The sequence below is a fragment of the Neisseria sp. HMSC067G12 genome (assembly GCF_001812725.1).
GTDB classification, from domain to species: domain Bacteria; phylum Pseudomonadota; class Gammaproteobacteria; order Burkholderiales; family Neisseriaceae; genus Neisseria; species Neisseria perflava.
In genome coordinates, this window is the sequence record NZ_KV810212.1 from 255,976 (window position 1) to 275,149 (window position 19,174).

At 51.6% G+C, this 19,174-nt stretch carries 18 protein-coding genes; 9 read left to right on the forward strand and 9 right to left on the reverse strand.

The window, feature by feature from the left end:
- A complete protein-coding gene (hpaC, locus tag HMPREF2871_RS08805; RefSeq protein ID WP_049336944.1) occupies positions 1–501 on the forward strand; it encodes a 4-hydroxyphenylacetate 3-monooxygenase, reductase component in 501 nt (166 codons plus the stop codon).
- An 87-nt stretch (positions 502–588) separates the two neighbouring features.
- Positions 589–1,284 carry an N-acetylmuramate alpha-1-phosphate uridylyltransferase MurU gene (gene murU, locus HMPREF2871_RS08810; protein ID WP_004520885.1) on the forward strand — a complete coding sequence of 232 codons (696 nt, stop codon included), beginning with the start codon at positions 589–591 and terminating at the stop codon, positions 1,282–1,284.
- 93 nt (positions 1,285–1,377) lie between these two features.
- Here murU and rarD read toward each other — a convergent pair whose 3' ends face one another.
- The 5 genes from rarD to HMPREF2871_RS08835 all read right to left on the reverse strand — a co-directional run bounded on the left by rarD (position 1,378) and on the right by HMPREF2871_RS08835 (position 7,651).
- The gene (gene rarD, locus HMPREF2871_RS08815; RefSeq protein WP_039862520.1) at positions 1,378–2,280 is read right to left on the reverse strand and encodes an EamA family transporter RarD; all 903 of its coding nucleotides are present in this window, start codon (positions 2,278–2,280) and stop codon (positions 1,378–1,380) included.
- A 176-nt stretch (positions 2,281–2,456) separates the two neighbouring features.
- Complete coding sequence (tsaD, locus tag HMPREF2871_RS08820) at positions 2,457–3,527, reverse strand: tRNA (adenosine(37)-N6)-threonylcarbamoyltransferase complex transferase subunit TsaD (RefSeq protein WP_004520888.1); 1,071 nt, start codon at positions 3,525–3,527, stop codon at positions 2,457–2,459.
- A gap of 99 nt (positions 3,528–3,626) precedes the next feature.
- Complete coding sequence (gene ccsB / locus HMPREF2871_RS08825) at positions 3,627–4,814, reverse strand: c-type cytochrome biogenesis protein CcsB (RefSeq protein ID WP_049344296.1); 1,188 nt, start codon at positions 4,812–4,814, stop codon at positions 3,627–3,629.
- The gene (locus HMPREF2871_RS08830) at positions 4,807–6,759 is read right to left on the reverse strand and encodes a cytochrome c biogenesis protein ResB (RefSeq protein WP_049344298.1); all 1,953 of its coding nucleotides are present in this window, start codon (positions 6,757–6,759) and stop codon (positions 4,807–4,809) included. The genes ccsB and HMPREF2871_RS08830 overlap by 8 nt, the downstream gene beginning before the upstream one ends.
- A 268-nt stretch (positions 6,760–7,027) precedes the next feature.
- A complete protein-coding gene (locus HMPREF2871_RS08835; protein WP_003684518.1) occupies positions 7,028–7,651 on the reverse strand; it encodes a c-type cytochrome in 624 nt (207 codons plus the stop codon).
- Between the two features lie 215 nt (positions 7,652–7,866).
- On the opposite strand from HMPREF2871_RS08835, the gene yihA reads away from it, so the two are divergent.
- Together yihA and HMPREF2871_RS08845 are read left to right on the forward strand one after the other, a co-directional pair.
- On the forward strand, positions 7,867–8,508 hold the full coding sequence (yihA, locus tag HMPREF2871_RS08840; RefSeq protein WP_049336942.1) for a ribosome biogenesis GTP-binding protein YihA/YsxC: 642 nt from the start codon (positions 7,867–7,869) through the stop codon (positions 8,506–8,508).
- Positions 8,509–8,851: 343 nt separating this feature from the next.
- Entirely contained in the window at positions 8,852–9,313 is a 462-nt protein-coding gene (locus HMPREF2871_RS08845; RefSeq protein WP_225905463.1) for a PepSY domain-containing protein, read from the forward strand.
- Positions 9,314–9,412: 99 nt separating this feature from the next.
- Here HMPREF2871_RS08845 and HMPREF2871_RS08850 read toward each other — a convergent pair whose 3' ends face one another.
- Together HMPREF2871_RS08850 and HMPREF2871_RS08855 are read right to left on the reverse strand one after the other, a co-directional pair.
- Positions 9,413–9,631, reverse strand: coding sequence for a hypothetical protein (locus tag HMPREF2871_RS08850; RefSeq protein WP_049336941.1), 219 nt, complete (start codon positions 9,629–9,631; stop codon positions 9,413–9,415).
- Positions 9,609–9,842, reverse strand: coding sequence for an RNA-binding S4 domain-containing protein (locus HMPREF2871_RS08855; RefSeq protein WP_002221492.1), 234 nt, complete (start codon positions 9,840–9,842; stop codon positions 9,609–9,611). The genes HMPREF2871_RS08850 and HMPREF2871_RS08855 overlap by 23 nt, the downstream gene beginning before the upstream one ends.
- Positions 9,843–10,007: 165 nt before the next feature.
- Here HMPREF2871_RS08855 and dnaE point away from each other — a divergent pair, with 165 nt between their 5' ends.
- Positions 10,008–13,442 carry a DNA polymerase III subunit alpha gene (gene dnaE, locus HMPREF2871_RS08860; protein WP_049336940.1) on the forward strand — a complete coding sequence of 1,145 codons (3,435 nt, stop codon included), beginning with the start codon at positions 10,008–10,010 and terminating at the stop codon, positions 13,440–13,442.
- 127 nt (positions 13,443–13,569) lie between these two features.
- Here dnaE and HMPREF2871_RS08865 read toward each other — a convergent pair whose 3' ends face one another.
- Positions 13,570–13,926: a hypothetical protein gene (locus tag HMPREF2871_RS08865; protein ID WP_004520896.1), complete on the reverse strand. Its 357-nt coding sequence runs from the start codon at positions 13,924–13,926 to the stop codon at positions 13,570–13,572.
- 109 nt (positions 13,927–14,035) lie between these two features.
- Entirely contained in the window at positions 14,036–14,371 is a 336-nt protein-coding gene (locus HMPREF2871_RS08870) for a hypothetical protein (RefSeq protein WP_039862525.1), read from the reverse strand.
- 288 nt (positions 14,372–14,659) lie between these two features.
- On the opposite strand from HMPREF2871_RS08870, the gene HMPREF2871_RS08875 reads away from it, so the two are divergent.
- From HMPREF2871_RS08875 to HMPREF2871_RS08890, 4 genes are all read left to right on the forward strand, one after another.
- Positions 14,660–15,154, forward strand: coding sequence for a restriction endonuclease (locus HMPREF2871_RS08875; protein WP_004520899.1), 495 nt, complete (start codon positions 14,660–14,662; stop codon positions 15,152–15,154).
- A 21-nt stretch (positions 15,155–15,175) separates the two neighbouring features.
- Entirely contained in the window at positions 15,176–16,039 is an 864-nt protein-coding gene (locus HMPREF2871_RS08880; RefSeq protein WP_004520900.1) for a mechanosensitive ion channel family protein, read from the forward strand.
- A 71-nt stretch (positions 16,040–16,110) separates the two neighbouring features.
- Positions 16,111–16,977, forward strand: a complete 867-nt coding sequence (locus tag HMPREF2871_RS08885) for a hypothetical protein (protein WP_004520901.1) — start codon at positions 16,111–16,113, stop codon at positions 16,975–16,977.
- A gap of 121 nt (positions 16,978–17,098) precedes the next feature.
- The gene (locus HMPREF2871_RS08890) at positions 17,099–19,135 is read left to right on the forward strand and encodes a M3 family metallopeptidase (protein WP_049336939.1); all 2,037 of its coding nucleotides are present in this window, start codon (positions 17,099–17,101) and stop codon (positions 19,133–19,135) included.
- Positions 19,136–19,174: the final 39 nt, after the last annotated feature.

Genomic DNA, 19,174 nt, shown 5'->3' on the forward strand with positions numbered 1-19,174 from the left:
ATGACAGATTCAACACACACACTCAAGAGATCTTTCCGAGATGCCATGGCCTCCTGTGCCGCCGGTGTACACGTTATCACGACAGACGGTGAAGCAGGGCGCTATGGCATTACTATGACTGCCGTAACTGCCGTTACCGACGAGCCGCCGACGGTCATGCTGTGCATCAACCGCCAATCCGCCATCATTCCCATCCTGCAAGGCAACCGTGATTTGTGTATCAACACACTCAACGACGGCCAACAGGATGTTGCTGAACACTTTGCCGGATTGACCGACCTCTCGCCCGAAGAACGCTTTGAATACCATATTTGGCATAGAGGACAAACCGGACAGCTAGAAGTCGAAGGCGCGCTGGCGCACCTGCACGGCAGCATTGTCGATCAACGCGAAATCGGCACGCATTACGTCTTTTTCGTTCAGATCAATGAAATCCGCAATACCGATACGCAAGCGCCGGCATTGCTGTATTTCCGTAGGCAATTCAAATCTTTGGCATAAATAAAGGTCTCATGCCGTCTGAAACATCGGTTTCATTTTTTCAGACGGCCTGAGACCTTTTCTGTTTCACACATTATAGGCACACCCATGAAAGCAATGATACTGGCCGCCGGTCGCGGCGAACGCATGCGCCCCCTGACCGACCACACGCCCAAACCCTTACTCGAAGTAGCAGGCACGCCGCTTATCGGCTGGCACTTACGCCGCCTGCGGAAGGCCGGCTTTACTGAAATCGTCATCAACCATGCCTGGCTTGGCCAGCAAATCGAAGACACCTTGAAAGACGGTTCAGCCTACGGCGTACACATTGCCTATTCTCCCGAGCGCGCCGGAGGCCTGGAAACTGCCGGAGGCATTGCCACCGCCCTGCCGCTTTTGGGCAACGAGCCGTTTTTGGTCGTCAATGGCGACGTGTTGACCGACATTGATTTCCAAGCTGCACGACTGGCTGCCCAGCGCATGCAGGAACACAACCTTCTCGCCCATTTGTGGCTGGTGGACAATCCACCCCATCATCCCGAAGGCGACTTCGGCCTGCTTTCAGACGGCCTGGTATCCGCATCATCCTCAGACGGCCAGGCCCTGACTTTCAGCGGCGTGGGCGTTTATCATCCCGCGCTTTTCAAAGATACCCCGGCGCACCAGGCTGCCAAGCTTGCCCCTCTGTTGCGTCAAGCTATGAGCCAAAGCCAAATCAGCGGCGAACACCATAACGGCCTTTGGCTGGACGTCGGTACAGTCGAACGCCTGCAAGAAGCTGACCGTATCGCCCAATGCTGGTAAAACAAAAGGAACGTATCCGATACATCCCTTTCAATATCAAAGGCCGTCTGAAAATATTGGTCAACCCATTTTTCAGACGGCCTCAATCTATCATCAAGCTTTAGCCAATTTCTTTTCTTTATTCATTCCTAACAAGCCATTAACAATCATCACGCACAATCCCGACCAAATCAGGCCATAGCCGATCAATGCGCCTTTTTGCACCGGCTCGCCCAGCCATACAATCGACACAATAAAAAGCAATACAGGCTCCAAATAGCTCAACATGCCGAACACTGCCACCGGCAGCAACTGATTCGCCTTCAAATTCAACTGCATGGATATTGCACTATTAAAACCCAGCAACACAATAAAAAAGATTAAAACCGGTTTGGCCGCAATCATCGCCGGCGTATCCGTTGCCAGCAAAATATACGCCAACGCAAACGGCGTAATCATCAATAAATCAAAGGTCAGCCCGATTAAGGAAGGCACGCCCAGCTTGCGGCGCAGCAGATAATAAAACGGATAAGTACCGAACACCCATACAGTCGTCCACGAAAACGCGCCCGACCGCACCAATTCACATGCCACGCCTGCACACGCCAAGATTACCGCCACCCTCTGCAACCGGTTCAAACGCTCTTTAAACCAAATCCGTCCACCCAGCATCATCACCAAAGGAAACAGGAAATAACCCATGGCAATGTTTACTCCTTCCCCATTGACCGGCCCCCAGACAAACAGCCACAACTGGCTGGCAAATATCGGCGTCGGCAATACAATCAGCAGCCACCGTTTCCAATCCCGGCCGACTCCATAAGCAAAACGCATTGCCGCCAGCCAACCGCTGACCATCGTCATCAGCACGCACAAAGCCGACAGCATGGCGACCATGCGCCAGGCAAACACCTCCGTCCCCGTCATCGGCCTCATCCACATACCGTACAGAAACAGCATGGAAAACAACAAATTGGACGCTATCGCAGCCAGCAAACCTTTGGATAAATTCGTCATTTCAGACGGCCTTTTGCAATCAATCAAAGTTAATATTGTAGAAAAAACGGATGAAAAAATTACTCATCTTTTTGAATGAAGTTTTACCGTAAACATCCGTTTCATTAAAGGCCGTCTGAAAACCATGTTTTCAGGTTTTCAGACGGCCTTTCATTGCATCAAAGCAGTCTAATGCATCAACCCTGCTTCACAATATCCGACAGCGGCCAGCGCGGCTTGACATTGAATGCGCCGACAGCCTGACGCTCGGCAAGACGCATCGCGCCGGCAAAGGCAATCATTGCTCCGTTGTCGGTACAATATGCCATCGGCGGGAAATAAACATTGATTTTTTCTTCCTGCGGCTTTGGTTTGCCTTTTTCAGATGGCATTTTGACGGTTAAGCGCGAAAATTCATCACGCAGCTTCCAGTTTGCACCCACACCGCCGGCAACCACCAAAGTTCTGAAGCCGGTATCCAACAACGCTTTTTTGGCTTTGGCCGCCAACACGTCAACCACCGCATCTTGGAAAGCGCGGCAAATGTCGTTACGTGTCTGCTCGGGAATTTCATCGTTGCCGGTTTCGGCGCGGACTTTTTCGACAGCGGTCAAAACGGCTGTTTTCAAACCGGAAAAGCTCATCTGCAAATCGTGCGAATGGAGCATAGGACGTGGGAATGTGAAGGCATCAGGCGTGCCGAGTTTGGCCAGCTCGGATAATTTGGCACCGCCGGGATAAGGCAAACCTAAAAGCTTGGCCGTTTTGTCGAACGCCTCGCCTGCCGCATCATCCACGCTTTCACCCAGCAAGGTGTAATCGCCGATACCGCGTACAGCCATAAATTGTGTATGCCCGCCCGACACCAGCAAAGCGACAAATGGAAATTCAGGCTTGTCGTCTGCCAACAAAGGCGAGAGCAAATGGCCTTCAAGATGGTGGACAGGGATAACGGGCTTACCGATGGCAAATGCCAAGGCGTTGGCGAAGCCTGAACCGGCCAGCAATGCGCCGCCCAAGCCCGGACCTTGCGTAAAGGCAACCGCGTCGATGTCGGCATAGCCTACGCCTGCTTCCTTCAAGCAACCTTGCGTCAACGGCACGACACGGCGGATATGGTCGCGACTGGCCAATTCGGGGACAACGCCGCCGTATTCGGCGTGCATCGCCATTTGTGTGTGCAAATGATGCGCCAACAGGCCGCGCTCGGTATCGTAGAGCGCAACGCCGGTTTCGTCGCAAGATGATTCAATTCCTAATACCAACATGGTTTGAGGCCGTCTGAAAAAATGATTAAAAACGATTCAGACGGCGTTTTCTCCGAAAACGGAAAAAGGCCGTCTGAAATAAAGTGCGGAATAAGCGGTTTACAAAGTGCCGTAAGAATGCAGGCCGCTCAAGAACATATTCACGCCGATAAAGGCAAAGGCGGTAATGACCAGGCCGATGACTGCCCACCAAGCCAACACCCTGCCGCGCCAGCCTGCCACCAGCCGCAAATGCAACCAAACAGCGTAATTCAGCCAAACGATGAATGCCCAAGTTTCTTTCGGGTCCCAGCTCCAATAGCGACCCCACGCAGAGGCTGCCCACAATGCGCCGAGAATGGTGGCAATCGTGAAGAATAAGAAACCGACAGCAATCGCTTTGTACATAACTTCTTCAATGACTTGCGAGTGCGGCAGCCATGATTTTTTGCCCGCATCTTCTTTTCTGAGCACCAGCAGTTCGGCAATACCCAGCATGGCAGCGATACAGAATGCGCCGTAGCCGATAAAGTTGGCCGGAACGTGGATTTTCATCCACCAAGACTGCAAAGCCGGAATCAGCGGCTGAATGGCATGAGCCTCGCGTGAAACGCTGTACCATAAGACAAATCCGACCACAATTGCCATAAAGCTGAAGACAAAGCCACCCAGTTTTTGTACGGCAAAACGGCCTTCGTAATAGAGGTACATCAGTGCCGTAATGACCAAGAACAAGATAAATACTTCGTAAAGGTTGGAAACCGGAATATGGCCGGCATCGGGACGCAGCAGATAGCTTTCATGCCAGCGTACCAGCAAACCGACAAAGCCCGCCATCGCGGAAACCCACGCAAACACGGTACCCATGCCCAAAAGCGTATTGGACGACACATTTTTGCGCACCGCCGCTATCGCGCCGACGATATAGGCAAACAAGGCAAAGAACACAAACGCGCATTGCCACATAATCGCCGACTGGCTGCTTAACAGATATTTGAGCAGGAAACCGTCTGCGTGTTTGATGTCACCGCCATACAAATCAACGGCCAAATACGCCAAGCACACGCCCAAAGGGATAAACCAGCGCATCGGTTTGAAAAACCAACCCAGAAAAACGGCAATACCGGCACTCGCCCACAAAATCACCATTTCGTAGATGTCCATGTGCAGACCGGCTTGGGTTTGGGCAATAAACGCACTGATGGCAATCAGCAGTGCGAATGCCCAGTCGAAGAGGTTGAGGTTTCGGATAAATGATTTGTGTGTCAGAAGCTCATGCTCGGGCAAGGCCTGATGTTTGTTATTCATGGTTCAAATCCTTGGCAAGCTGCTGCAATTGCCGTGTGTGTTGCGGAAATTCTTTCTGCAAGTCGCGTTCGTTGCGGCTGGAAGACATGGCAAAACGGATACGGCCGTCTGAAAACAGCAGCCAAGCACGTTTTTCACGGATATAGAACATAAACACCGTGCCCAACACCAGCAATACCGAACCCAAATACACCAAGAATTCCCCCGGAGAACGGGTCATCTGCAATCCGGAAGAGCGCACTTCGGAATAGCCGTCCAATTGCAGCAACATCGGCGCAGGATACTCGGTTAAACCGGTGTACGCATCCATTGCATGCAGCAGGAAGCGGTTGCGTTTTTCATCTTGCGGCCAAGCCGGCAGGTTGTATGTACTGATCGTGTCTTCCAAAGCGGCATTCATCACGCCATAGAGCATCTCATAGAAATAGCCCTGCATTTTTTCCTGCTGATCTTTGGGAATGTTGGTGGTAACAAATTCGTCCAAAGCCAAATAGCCGCCTTTGGCAAAAATCGACAAAGTATTTTCCGCCGCCGCCATGAATTGCTCGCGGATTTCGGCGGGTGCGCCTTTGACGGCGTTGGCAACGGTTTTACGGCGTGCCGCATCGTCTTTCAAATATTGGCGCAAAGCCATAAAGGTATCGATTTTACCGTTTTTATCCATTGGAATGCGCAACCAGCGGTATTGCTGCGCCAAGCCGCTGCGCGTGCCGGTAATGAAGAAATAGTCTTCATCTTGTTTTACCGGCAACATATAGTTTTTATATTCGACCGCCTGCCCTGCTTTGTCGCGGATGCGGTAAACGATAGATGGGCCAATATTGGTGTATTTTTTGCCTTCCTGACGGACAGAACGAACATCATTGATGGCGGATTTCAGGTTTTGCTCTTTTTCAGACGGCTCGCTCATGTCTTCGACGTTCATCGAAGTAAACTGGTCGAATTCCAATTTATAAGAAGCCTTGCCCAAATCCAGCGGAAACTCGCGCATTGAAGTTGCTTTGAGTTTGACCGGAGTACGGTCGGCATCAGCCAGATTCCACGCTTTAAACGTCAAGTCTGAGCCGCCGTCGGCAAAACTTGCCTGATAAACCGTAATACCGTGCAGCGTCAAAGGATAGTTGACGCGGATGGTGTGTTCGCTGACTTTGCCGGTTGCCTTGTCCGTGACTTCCAAGTCGCTGGCGAAATCGCGCGGCATACCGGTATCGTAAAAATCAATATGGAATTTCTTCAATTTGACGGAAAACGGCAAGTCTTGCACGAGCATGCCGTTATCCGCATTCAGAAATACCACGTCCGCGCTCTGACCTTCCGAAATATTGACATTGCCCCTAAACGACAAATTGGACGTACCCAACACGCTTTCGGGCTTAAAGTCTTTGGCGTAAACCGCCGTATTGTCCGGCACGACCCGGCCGGTGAGCATACCGATTTTCAGCAGAATATTGCTGTCTATCAAACCGCCCAAACAAATCACAATCAGCGCGGCATGGGCAAAGATATAGCCCCATTTGTTCATCGCGCCTTTTTTCGCCGCCACCAAAACCGAACCGTCTTCACGCGTAACGGTTTTGCAGCCATAACCTTGTACTTCCAAATACCGTTGTGCGACTTCGGGCGTCACCTGTCCGTCTAAAACGATGGAATGGCGCATTGCCGCCAGCGATTTTTCCTTCGCGTTTTCACGGAACGAACGAATCTCGCGCAAAAACGGCGGAACATTGCGAATCAGGCACAATCCGGTGGAAATCACCAAAAACATCATGATGACAACGAACCACGCCGAGGCATACACGTCGTACAGGCCCAAAAAGCCGAAAATCTGCGACCAAAACGGGCCGAATTTCACCAAATAATCGACTTGCGGCTGGTTTTGCTGCAAGACCGTACCGATAATCGAAGCCACGCCCAACAGGCTGAGCAGGGCAACGGCAAAACGCATGGAGCTGAAAAAGGCAAACCATGGTCTACGGATAAGTGGGACGGATGATGAAGATTTACTCATATCTCAAATGTCGGCTTGGGGCAACCCGATCGGTAGAACGGACTGCTATGACGTGTGATGCGAAAGGAAGAATATTGCATATTGCAGTAAAAATCTTGCCGTCGCTATTTGAAAAAACCAATCAGGCTTATCGGTTTATATTGGCTAAGGCCGTCTGAAGGGTTTTCAGACGGCCTGTATCAATAAACTCGTTTCAGAACGAAATTTAGTGCAAACCTTGAATGAAGTTGGCTACTGCGTTCAACTCTTCTTCGCTCAGGCGGTTGGCAATATCGGCCATGATAGCGTTTTTACGTTGGCCGGATTGGTAAGCTTTCATTTGCTCGACAACGTAAGCTTTGTGTTGGCCGCCCAAACGAGGATAGGCTTGGATTTCAGTACCGCCGCCCGGGATACCTGCGCCGCTAGGGCCGTGGCAAGACATACATGCCGGCAGTTTTTTAGCGCTCAGGCCGCCGCGATAGATTTTCGCGCCCAGCTCTGGGTTTTCTTTAGGATTGGCTTCGCCCGGTTTGCCTTGTTGTTTGGCGTAGTAGGCGGCAGCGTCGCGGATGTCTTGTTCGGACAAGTTCATCACCATCGGTTTCATCACGCCGGCAGCACCGTGGGTACGGGTACCGTCTTTGATGGCCATGGTTTGACCGTAGGTGTAGGCCGCAGCCTGACCTGCCAGTTTAGGATAAGTTGCGATACCGCTGTTACCATCGGCTGCGTGACACGCCGCACAGATAGTAGTCGCTACCTGTTTGCCTTTTTCAGCATCTGCTTTAGGGGCAGCGGAAACCGCACCGGCAGCCAATACCAAGGCCAATAAAGTCAATCGTTTCATGGAGTGCTCCTGATTACAGCATTGCGTACCGCGTCAATGCCTTTTTTATACTCAAATACCGGGGAATTTTCCCGATTAAAACCGATAATTCTATAAACGTGCTATTCTATACCAAGTTTACATTAAATTACTACTCAAATTACCAAACTGCTGCAACATAAATGCCCGATACAAATTATGATGTTGCAGTTTTGTTTCCATGCAAGGAAATACTGATGAACCTTTTTCAAAATGCTAAATTCTTTACAACGGTCAACCATCTGAAAGACCTGCCCGACACGCCGGCCGAGATTGCCTTTGTCGGCCGAAGCAATGCCGGAAAATCCAGCGCCATCAATACTTTAACCAATCATGTGCGCCTTGCCTACGTTTCCAAAACACCGGGCCGCACCCAACACATCAATTTCTTTGAACTGGAAAACGGCAATTTCATGGTCGATTTGCCCGGCTACGGCTACGCGCAAGTACCGGAGGCTATTCGTGCGCACTGGGTCAAACTCTTGGGCGACTACCTGCAACAACGCCGCCAACTGATCGGCCTGATTTTGATTATGGACTCGCGCCATCCGCTCAAGGCTTTAGACATTCAGATGCTGGACTTTTTCCACATCACCGGCCGCCCTGTGCATATCCTGCTGTCAAAAGCAGACAAGCTGTCTAAAAACGACCAGATTAAAACTTTGGCGGCGGTAAAAAAATCACTGAAACCCTACACCGAACGCCAAAAAATCAGCGTTCAACTGTTCTCCAGCCTGAAAAAGCAAGGTATGGACGAAGTCAATCAAGTGGTCGGCTCATGGTTTGACGCGCATCGCGAAGAAATCGAAAATCTTGCAGGCGAAACATCGCCTGAGTGATTGTAAAACAAGGCGGAATGAGATAAGTTGACCAACCGCAAATCTTATTCTGTCATTTGGTTTCTCACCATCGCATTTACCATTTAATCCGGGGGCATGTCTCACACATGCCCTTTTTTTCATCACGCTTTTTTTGTTTTCACACGCAAACCACAATCTGCGCCAAATATGCCATCACAACATATCAGCAAGGCCGTCTGAAAACGCGGCTTCGATCTCCATTATTAAAGTGTTAATTTTAGTATTGCAACCCATTACACATCTTAGCGTTTTGCTCATGTTCAGCTAATTGTTGAGGCATAGAATGCATTCATCGTTCAACAACACAGTAGGAAAGAAAATCATGAAACGCATTAACGCTTTTATTTCAAAAAAACTCATCATTGCCGGTATTATTGCTTCAAGTTTGGGCGTTGCCGGTGCGGCAGGTACCATGGCTTTCAAAGAAGGTATGTTTGCAAAGGTTTCCGGCCAGCAAGCAGCCGCAGCAGCGGTAGCAGAAGTGGGCGGCGTCGTTAAAGATGTCGATTACAAATACAAACAACATTTGGGCGGCCGTTACAAAGTAGAAATCTTGAAAGACGGCGTTGAATACGAAGCTTTGGTTGATGCTCAAAACGGCAAAGTATTGGCAGTAGCACAAGATGACGATCAAGACAAACGACACTTTGGTAAACATGATAAGCATCATAAACATGACAATGCTGAGCCCTCTTCATCGCAAAATACAGATTATCAGGCTCCTGCCGATGCTGCACCTGGCACACCTGAAAATGCAACCACTTCCGAGGTAACAAAATCTTAATTTAAACTTTAAAAAAGCCAATGCTGTCTGAAACTTTCAGACGGCATTGGCTTTAATGCAGCATTATTTAAAACACGATTTACATCAAGCCAATCGTTTTCAGACGGCCTTTGTCTCATCTTCGCCGCCTACCCAACCTGCTTCTTTCAATTTCCGCCGTTGTGCATCATAGCGGGCTTTTTCCGCCCAATACATTGTCTGGATACAGGCATCGCCGCACTCGCTGCCGCAACATTCCCACGACTCGGGGCGGATAGGTTCGTCTAACAACGGTTCGCCCAAGATGGCTTCGGCTTTATTCTTCAGGGTCGTATCCATCGGCAATTTCCAAGCGTGCGCCGTCAAATTCAATCACTTCGCCGCCGCGTATTTTGGCGGTTTTACGGGTTTCGGTTTCGCCGTTGCGCAACACCAGCCCTTCGGCGATAAACGCTTTTGCCTGTCCGCCGCTTTCGGCTAGGCCGGCCAGTTTCAACAAGTCGCATAAAGCGATGTATTCGTTGTCTTCAAGATAGACAGTTGCTTCCATCATTTAATCCTTTTCAATAATGGCGATATTTTAACATGGCCGTCTGAAAGAAAGCCCCCTTCTGTTTTATTTGCTTTATTCAACCTCATTACATTTGGTTTTCAGACGGCCTTTCGCTGCCAACCCTGCTACAATACGCCTTTTATTGTTCACGCCGATTTTGCCATGACCGAGCCGACCTATATCCCCCTGCGCCTGCATACCGAATTCTCGATTACTGACGGTATGGTGCGGATTAAAAAACTGATTGCCAAAGCGCAGGAATACGGTTTGCCTGCTTTGGGCATCAGCGATTTGATGAACGAATTCGGTTTGGTGAAATTCTATAAAGCCTGCCGCGGCGCAGGGATTAAGCCCATCGGCGCGGCGGATGTGTGGATAGGTAATCCGAATGCGCCTGACAAGCCGTTTCGCGCCATGCTGATTATCCGCAACGATGCGGGTTATCTGCGCTTGAGCGAGCTTTTGACGGAGGCCTATGTCGGCAAAGACCGCAATATCCATCATGCGGAACTCAATCCCGAATGGCTGGAAAACGGCGACAACAGCGGCTTGATTTGTTTGAGCGGCGCGCATTACGGCGAAGTGGGCGTGAATCTCTTAAACGGCAATGAAGACGCGGCGCGTGCGGCGGCGTTGAAATACGCGGCGTGGTTTCCCGATGCGTTTTATTTAGAGCTGCAACGCCTGCCCGAACGCCCTGAATGGGAGGCTTGTGTTTCCGGCAGCGTGAAGCTGGCGGAGGAACTGGGTTTGCCGGTGGTAGCGACGCATCCGACGCAGTTTATGAGCCGCGACGATTTCAACGCGCACGAGGCGCGGGTGTGCATCGCGGGCGGCTGGGTGCTGACGGACAAGAAACGTCCGCGCGATTTCACGCCAAGCCAGTTTTTCATTCCGCCGGAAACCATGGCCGAACGTTTCGCCGATTTACCCGAGGCCTTGGAAAACACGGTGGAAATTGCCAAACGCTGTAATCTACACATCACATTGGGCAAAAACTTCCTGCCGCTCTTCCCTACTCCGGACGGCCTGTCGCTGGACGATTATTTGGTGAAGCTGTCCAACGAGGGCTTGCATGAACGTATGGTTCAGCTTTATCCCGACGAGGCAGAGCGTGCGGCAAAAATGCCGGAATATCAGGAACGGCTGGATTTTGAGTTGAACATCATCATCCAGATGAAATTCCCCGGCTATTTCCTTATCGTACAAGACTTTATCAACTGGGCGAAAACGCACGGCTGTCCGGTAGGGCCGGGACGCGGTTCGGGCGCTGGCTCGCTGGTGGCGTATTCGCTGAAGATTACCGACCTTGACCCGCTGAAATACGCGCTGCTGTTCGAGCGTTTCTTGAACCCTGAACGCGTCTCCATGCCTGACTTTGACGTCGACTTCTGTCAGGCAAACCGTGGCCGCGTGATTGAATATGTGCGCGAAAAATACGGCGCGGATGCGGTAAGCCAGATTGTTACCTTCGGCACGATGTCGTCCAAAGCGGTGATTCGCGACGTCGGACGCGTGCTGGAACTGCCGTTTATGCTGTGCGACAAACTGTCCAAACTGATTCCGTTGGAAGCCAACAAACCCCTGAGTTTGGAAAAAGCCATGGAGGCCGAGCCGCAGATTCAGGAATTGATTGAAGCGGAAGAAGCGGACGAACTGATTACGCTGGCGAAAAAGCTGGAAGACCTGACGCGCGGTTTGGGTATGCACGCGGGCGGCGTGTTGATTGCGCCGGGCAAGATTTCCGATTACAGCCCCGTGTATCAGGCGGACGAATCCGCCTCGCCCGTATCCATGTACGACAAGGGCGACGTGGAAGACGTGGGTTTGGTGAAGTTCGACTTTTTGGGTCTGCGCAACCTGACCATTATCGAAATGGCGCAGAACAACATCAAAAACACCACCGGCGATATTGTCGATGTCGGCAAGATTCCGCTTGACGACCAAGCTGCCTACCAAATCTTCCGCGATGCGAACACCACCGCCGTCTTCCAGTTCGAGTCGACCGGCATGAAAAAAATGCTGAAAACGGCGCACACGACCAAGTTTGAAGAACTCATCGCCTTCGTGTCGCTCTACCGCCCAGGCCCGATGGACAACATCCCCGACTTCGTCGCGCGCATGAAGGGACAGGAATTCCAATACATCCACCCGCTGATCGAAGGCATCCTCGCGCCGACCTACGGCATTATGGTGTATCAGGAACAAGTAATGCAGGCGGCGCAGATTATCGGCGGCTACTCGCTCGGCGGCGCAGACTTGTTGCGCCGCGCCATGGGTAAGAAAAAGCCCGAAGAAATGGTGAAACACCGCGAAATTTTCGCCGAAGGCGCGGCAAAACAAGGCATTTCGCGCGAAAAATCCGACGAAATCTTCAACTACATGGAAAAATTCGCCGGCTACGGTTTCAACAAATCCCACGCCGCAGCCTACGCCCTGATTTCCTATCAGACCGCATGGCTCAAAGCCCATTATCCTGCCGAATTTATGGCGGCAACCATGTCGTCTGAATTGGACAACACCGACCAGCTCAAGCATTTCTACGACGACTGCCGCGCCAACGGCATCGAGTTCCTGCCGCCCGACATCAACGAATCCGACTACCGCTTCACGCCGTATCCGAACATGAAAATCCGCTACGCACTCGGCGCGATTAAAGGCACGGGCGAAGCCGCCGTCGAATCCATCATCGCCGCGCGGCAAAGTGGCGGCAAGTTTACCGGCCTCTTGGACTTCTGCGAGCGCGTCGGCAAAGAACACATGAACCGCCGCACCCTCGAAGCCCTAATACGCGGCGGCGCGTTCGACAGCATCGAGCCCAACCGCGCCATGCTCTTGGCGAACATCGACCTTGCCATGAGCAACGCCGACCAAAAAGCCGCCAACGTCAATCAGGGCGGACTTTTCGACATGATGGAAGACGCCATTGAACCGGTGCAGCTCATCGACGCGCCCATGTGGAGCGAATCGGAAAAACTCGCCGAAGAAAAAACCGTCATCGGCTTTTACCTGTCCGGCCACCCGTTCGGCCCGTATGCCCAAGAAGTCCGCCAAATCGCCCCGACCAAATTGGGCCGTCTGAAACCGCAAGACAGCGTACGCCTCGCCGGATTCGTTACCGCTGTGCGCACCATGATGGGCAAACGCGGCAAAATCGCCTTCGTCAGCCTTGAAGATTTGAGCGGTCTGGTGGAAATCATGGTCAGCGGCCACACGCTGGAAAACTGCGCCGACTACCTCAAATCCGACCAAGTGCTGATTATCGAATCCAAAGTCAGCCGCGACGACTACGGCGGCGGCGACGGTCTGCGCATTATGGCAAACCAAGTCATGACCCTGCAAATGGCGCGCGAACGCTACGCCCGCAGCCTCAGCCTCGTCCTCGCCCCCGGCCACGATATCGCACGCCTCGCCGCCATCCTCACCGCCCACCGCCTGCCCGACACGTCGCACATTCCGCTGCAACTGTCGTACAGCAACGGCAAAGCATCAGGCAAATTGAAAATTGCGCCAAAATGGATGGTAACGCCAAGCACCGCCTTGTTTGACGAACTGGAAACATTGCTCGGCAGCAGGGCCGTCCGCGTGAATTGGTAAAACTAAAGGCCATCTGAAACTATACGTTCAGACGGCCTTTAATTTAAAAAGCGCTTTAAAAACATAAATCAGATAAAGATTCAGGCTTTCAGACGACCTTATTGTATAGGGAGATTATCTGAAAAGTTTATTGTACAAAGCCTTTGGCCAATAGGGAAAAGTAGCCCACAATAAAGGGGAACGACAATGCCGAAACAATACCCAGCACCCAGTAAATACATTGGTTCAGTACAGTTTTTGAGGCGGTAAGCCGCAACAGTTTGAAATACAGAGAGAACCAGGTTGATGACAAAGCAATAATCAGCAAAAAGCTGACTAGGGAGAAGGAACCGGAGAAAGCGTATCCCAGCATTGTCCCTATCGTGGCATAAAGCATGCCTGCGCCTAGCGCCCATTTCCAGATGGGATAAAGCCTATCGGGAAAATTCAGTGTTCCGGAGGCTTGGAGCCTGCCGAATACCAATACAAATATGATGTCAAACATAATAATGGCTGTTTTAGTGTAGGGTACGACAATATATATGAAAAGGGGGTGAAAATACCCCCCCTTTCCCTACAGATGCTCCATATTAAAGGCCGTCTGAAAAACAGTTTTATTTAACGATTTCAACCGGGCCGTGGTCGTCGCAGTGGTCGCCATGTTGGTGATGCAGACGGCCGTTGACGATGTAGTCAACGTGATCGCCGTGCGGTACGGCTTCGTGGCCGCAACCTTCGCCGTGAACGTGGCCGTGGCAGGTGTCAACCGGATGGCAGCCGTCAGGGTTGGTTTCATTGACGCTCAGAGCATGCTCGTCGTAGTGGCCGTTGTGCTCATGGTGCAGGTGGCCGTCGTGCAGATAATCGACGTGGCCTTCGTGTTTGATGGCAGTGTGGCCGCAGTTTGCGCTGTGAACGTGGTCATGATGTTCGTGGGTTTTACAGGTCATTTTTCTCTCCTAATGTTCAGTGAATAGCAATCTTTCTCGATTGATTATTCCATCTTATCTTTTTTTGATGCAAACGTAAATAATTTTACAGTTATTAATATATTGTTACGCTATATCATCTGTTGATATATAAGCCTATTTTATTTTTCAGACGGCCTTTCATCTATAATTCATTTATTTTCAGCGAGAACTTCAAACCCTTCCGGCAATGTAAAATATCGAATTTTTCAGCCGTAACAGGTAACATGGAAACAAAGGGATGAATCCTTCAAACAAACAGGTACTGTAATGGGAAAACAAGCCAAACTTTATATGGTTCGCAGCACGCAAGGTGCGCTTTATGATGTATTTTTTGAACGCGGTGTTGCGGCATTGGCCTGGCCTATGCTGGCCGAAGCGGCGGCCAAGGGTTTTGGCCGTGAGGAGCTGACCGATATTTACCGTTCGGCCGTACCGGATGTGAAGTTGAGAACGGCGCAATCGGGCGCGGCTCAGGTGTGGCGGTTTGTCAACGAATTGGCTGATGGAGATGCCGTACTGACCTACTCGCCTGCTTTGCGCCGTTATCGGGTCGGCAGGATTACGGGCGGCGCGGTACATTGTCCGCAATGGGACGATGAAAAAATGTCGCTGGTGCGGCCGGTTGAGTGGCTGGGCGAAGTGTGCCGTGATGATTTGAGTGCGGCTACGCAACGGGCTTTGGGCAGCGTGGCAACTTTGTTTGCGGTATCGGAAGCGTGTGCGGCAGAAATTTTTGAACGCGTGGGTTTTCAGACGGCCTAAGAAGGGAAAGGAAACAGGATTATGTGGAACACCATGCATGAATGGCTGAACGCTTTGCCTGTCAGTGAAGAAATCATTAAATCGGCATTGATGTCGGTATTGATGATTGTGGCCGTCATTGCCGGGCGCAGCATTTTGCTCTCGGCGCATTTTCGCAGCCATCCGGATTTGAGCATTGAAAACAAACGCCGCTCGCTGGTGTTCAGCCGCAACGTGACCATGTTGCTGATCCTGCTCGGGCTGGCGATGATTTGGGCGGCGCAGATTCAAACTTTGGCCTTGTCGATGTTTGCAGTGGCCGCGGCGATTGTGGTGGCAACCAAAGAGCTGATTATGTGTTTGTCCGGCAGCATCCTGCGCTCGGTAACCAAACAATACTCCATCGGAGACTACATCGAAATCAACGGCCTGCGCGGACGGGTGGTCGATATCAATATGCTGAACACGCTGATGATGCAAATCGGCCCTAATCCATTGATCGGCCAACTTTCCGGCAAAACGCTCTCGTTTCCCAACAGCCTGCTTCTGAGCCACACCGTGCGCCGCGACAATATTTTGGGCAATTATGTGATTCATACGGTGGAAATCCCCGTGCCGATTCATTTGGATTCGGACGAAATCATAGGCCGTCTGAAAGCCGTTCTTGAGCCCTTGTGCGCAGCCTATGTTCCCGTTATCCAACAATATTTGGAAAACGTTCAAGCGCAAAAACTCTTTATTACCCCCGCCGCCCAGCCGCGCGTGTCCCGCGTGCCGCATGATGACAAGGTGTACCACATCATCGTACGCTTCGCCTCCCCCGTTTCCAAACGGCTGGAAATACAACAGGCCGTCTTAGACGAATTTTTGCGCACGCAATACCGACTGATCAACCAAACAAAATAGTACGGTTTGTTTATTGATACAATTAAATCCCTTACAATAATGAAGTTCACAATCAACAATAAGGAAAAGTCATGTTGCCCGAATCAGCCCTTGCCGAAATGTATCCCGTCATTATGACCCCCAGCCATGACGGCAAATATTTCCACAACTACACCCTCTCGCTTCTGAACATCGTCCACACCAACGCCTCCCTCGGCCTGCCGCTGCAAGTAATGATGCAGCGCGGCGAAAGCCTGATTACGCGCGCGCGCAACAACTGCGTGGCCAAATTTTTGGAAAACAAAGAATGGACGCATTTATTCTGGATTGACTCCGACATCGGCTTCTCTCCCGACTCATTCTACCGCCTGCTCTTGGCCGATAAAGACGTTGTAGCCGGCGTTTATCCGCTCAAACGCGAAAACTGGCCGAAAGCAGGCCTTCCGGCCGGCATGACCCAAGCCGATTTTGAGCGTATGTACACTTCTTACACCGTCAACACCAACGACAAAGATGAAAACGGTGAAATCGTATTGAAAGTCGATGAAGACGGTTTTATGAAAGTCCATGACGCGCCAACCGGCTTCATGGTTATCAAACGCAGCGTATTTGAAAAAATGATAGAGGCCTACCCCGAGTTGAACTACGTCTCCGACAGCGACTACAGCCCGGAAAACAAAGGCCTGCACTACCGCTTCTTCGACTGCATGGTCGATCCCGAAAGCAAACGCTACCTGTCTGAAGACTACACCTTCTGCTACCTCTGGCGTCAAATCGGCGGAGAAGTGTACGTCGACGTGCAATCCAACCTGACCCACCAAGGCGCAAAAGTGTATCGCGGCTCGTTTGCCGAATCCCTGCAAACCAATGTTGCCAATGCGGTTTATGCCCCAGAAGGCACCACCATGCGCCTCGAGCTGGCTGCGCCATTGCACGCCAATCCGCGCGGCGCAGAATAAGATTGGCCGACAGGAAGGCAGGACACTTTAATTCTGCCTGTCTGCCACCATATAACGCCTATCGTTTTCTTTTCAGACGGCCACAAGGCCGTCTGAATCCATCTTATTCAGGAGAAACCATATGAGCGACAACGTCCTGCTCCACTTGGGCGAAGAACCCCGTTTCGACCAAATCAAAACCGAAGACATCAAACCCGCCCTGCAAACCGCCATTGCCGAAGCGCGCGAACAAATCGCCGCCATCAAAGCGCAAACGCACACCGACTGGGCCAACACCGTCGAAAAACTGACCGACATTACCGAACGCGTCGGCCGCATTTGGAGCGTGGTTTCCCATCTCAACTCCGTAGTCGACACGCCCGAATTGCGTGCCGTATACAACGAATTGATGCCAGAAATCACCATCTTCTTCACCGAAATCGGTCAAGACATCGAGTTGTACAACCGCTTTAAAATCATCAAAAACTCTGCCGAATTCGACACCCTCTCCCCGGCGCAGCAAACCAAGCTCAACCACGACTTGCGCGATTTCGTCCTCAGCGGTGCCGAATTGCCGCCCGAACAGCAGGCAGAACTGGCGCAACTGCAAACCGAAGGCGCGCAACTGGGTGCCAAATTCGCACAAAACATCCAAGACGCAACCGACGCTTTCGGCATTCACTTTGACGATGCCGCGCCGCTTGCCGGCATTCCCGAAGACTCCCTCGCCATGTTTGCCGCCGCCGCGCAAAGCGAAGGTAAAACAGGCTACAAAATCGGCCTGCAAATTCCGCACTACCTCGCCGTCATCCAATACGCCGACAACCGCGAACTGCGCGAACAAATCTACCGTGCCTACGTTACCCGCGCCAGCGAATTGTCTGACGACGGCAAATTCGACAATACGGCCAACATCGACCGCACTCTCGAAAACGCATTGAAAACCGCCAAACTGCTCGGTTTCAAAAACTACGCCGAGCTGTCGCTGGCAACCAAAATGGCCGACACGCCCGAACAGGTTTTAAACTTCCTGCACGACCTTGCCCGCCGCGCCAAACCGTTTGCCGAAAAAGACTTTGCCGAAATCAAAGCCTTTGCACGCGAGAGCCTGAATATCGAAGATCCGCAATCTTGGGATTTGAGCTACGCCGCCGAAAAACTGCGTCAAGCCAAATACGCCTTCAGCGAAACCGAAGTGAAAAAATACTTCCCTATCAGCAAAGTATTGGCAGGCCTGTTTGCCCAAATCAAAAAACTCTACGGCATCGAGCTGGCTGAAAAAACCGTCCCCGTTTGGCACAAAGACGTGCGCTATTTCGAGCTGAAACAAGACGGCCAAACCATCGGCGGCGTTTACATGGACTTGTACGCACGCGAAGGCAAACGCGGCGGCGCATGGATGGACGGCTACAAAAGCCGCCGCCGTTTCGCCGACGGTACGCTGCAACTGCCGACTGCTTACCTCGTCTGCAACTTCACCCCGCCGGTCGGCGACAAAGAAGCGCGTTTGAGCCACGACGAAATCATCACCCTCTTCCATGAAACCGGCCACGGCCTGCACCACTTGTTGACCCAAGTTGACGAAGTGGGCGTATCCGGCATCAACGGCGTCGAATGGGACGCGGTCGAGCTGCCCAGCCAATTCATGGAAAACTTCGTTTGGGAATACGACGTATTGGCGCAAATGTCCTCGCACGAAGAAACCGGCGCGGTATTGCCGAAAGAGCTGTTCGACAAAATGCACGCGGCTAAAAACTTCCAACGCGGTATGTTCCTCGTCCGTCAAATGGAATTTGCCCTCTTCGACATGGAAATCTACCATCAGGAAGATGAAGGCCGTCTGAAAGAATGGCCGCAAATCTTGGACAAAGTGCGCCAAGAAGTCGCCGTAACCCAACCGCCGGCATACAACCGCTTTGCCTTGAGCTTCAGCCACATCTTCGCCGGCGGCTACTCCGCAGGCTATTACAGCTACGCATGGGCGGAAGTTTTGAGCGCGGACGCTTACGCCGCTTTTGAAGAAAGCGACGATGTTGCCGAAACAGGCCGCCGCTTCTGGAAAGAAATACTGGCCGTCGGCGGTTCGCGCAACGCAGCCGAATCCTTCAAAGCCTTCCGCGGCCGCGAACCAAGCCTGGATGCCCTGCTCCGCCACAGCGGTTTCGACAACGCAGCTTGATTTGAAAATCCGCCGTTTTAATTGCTGATTCAACGCTAA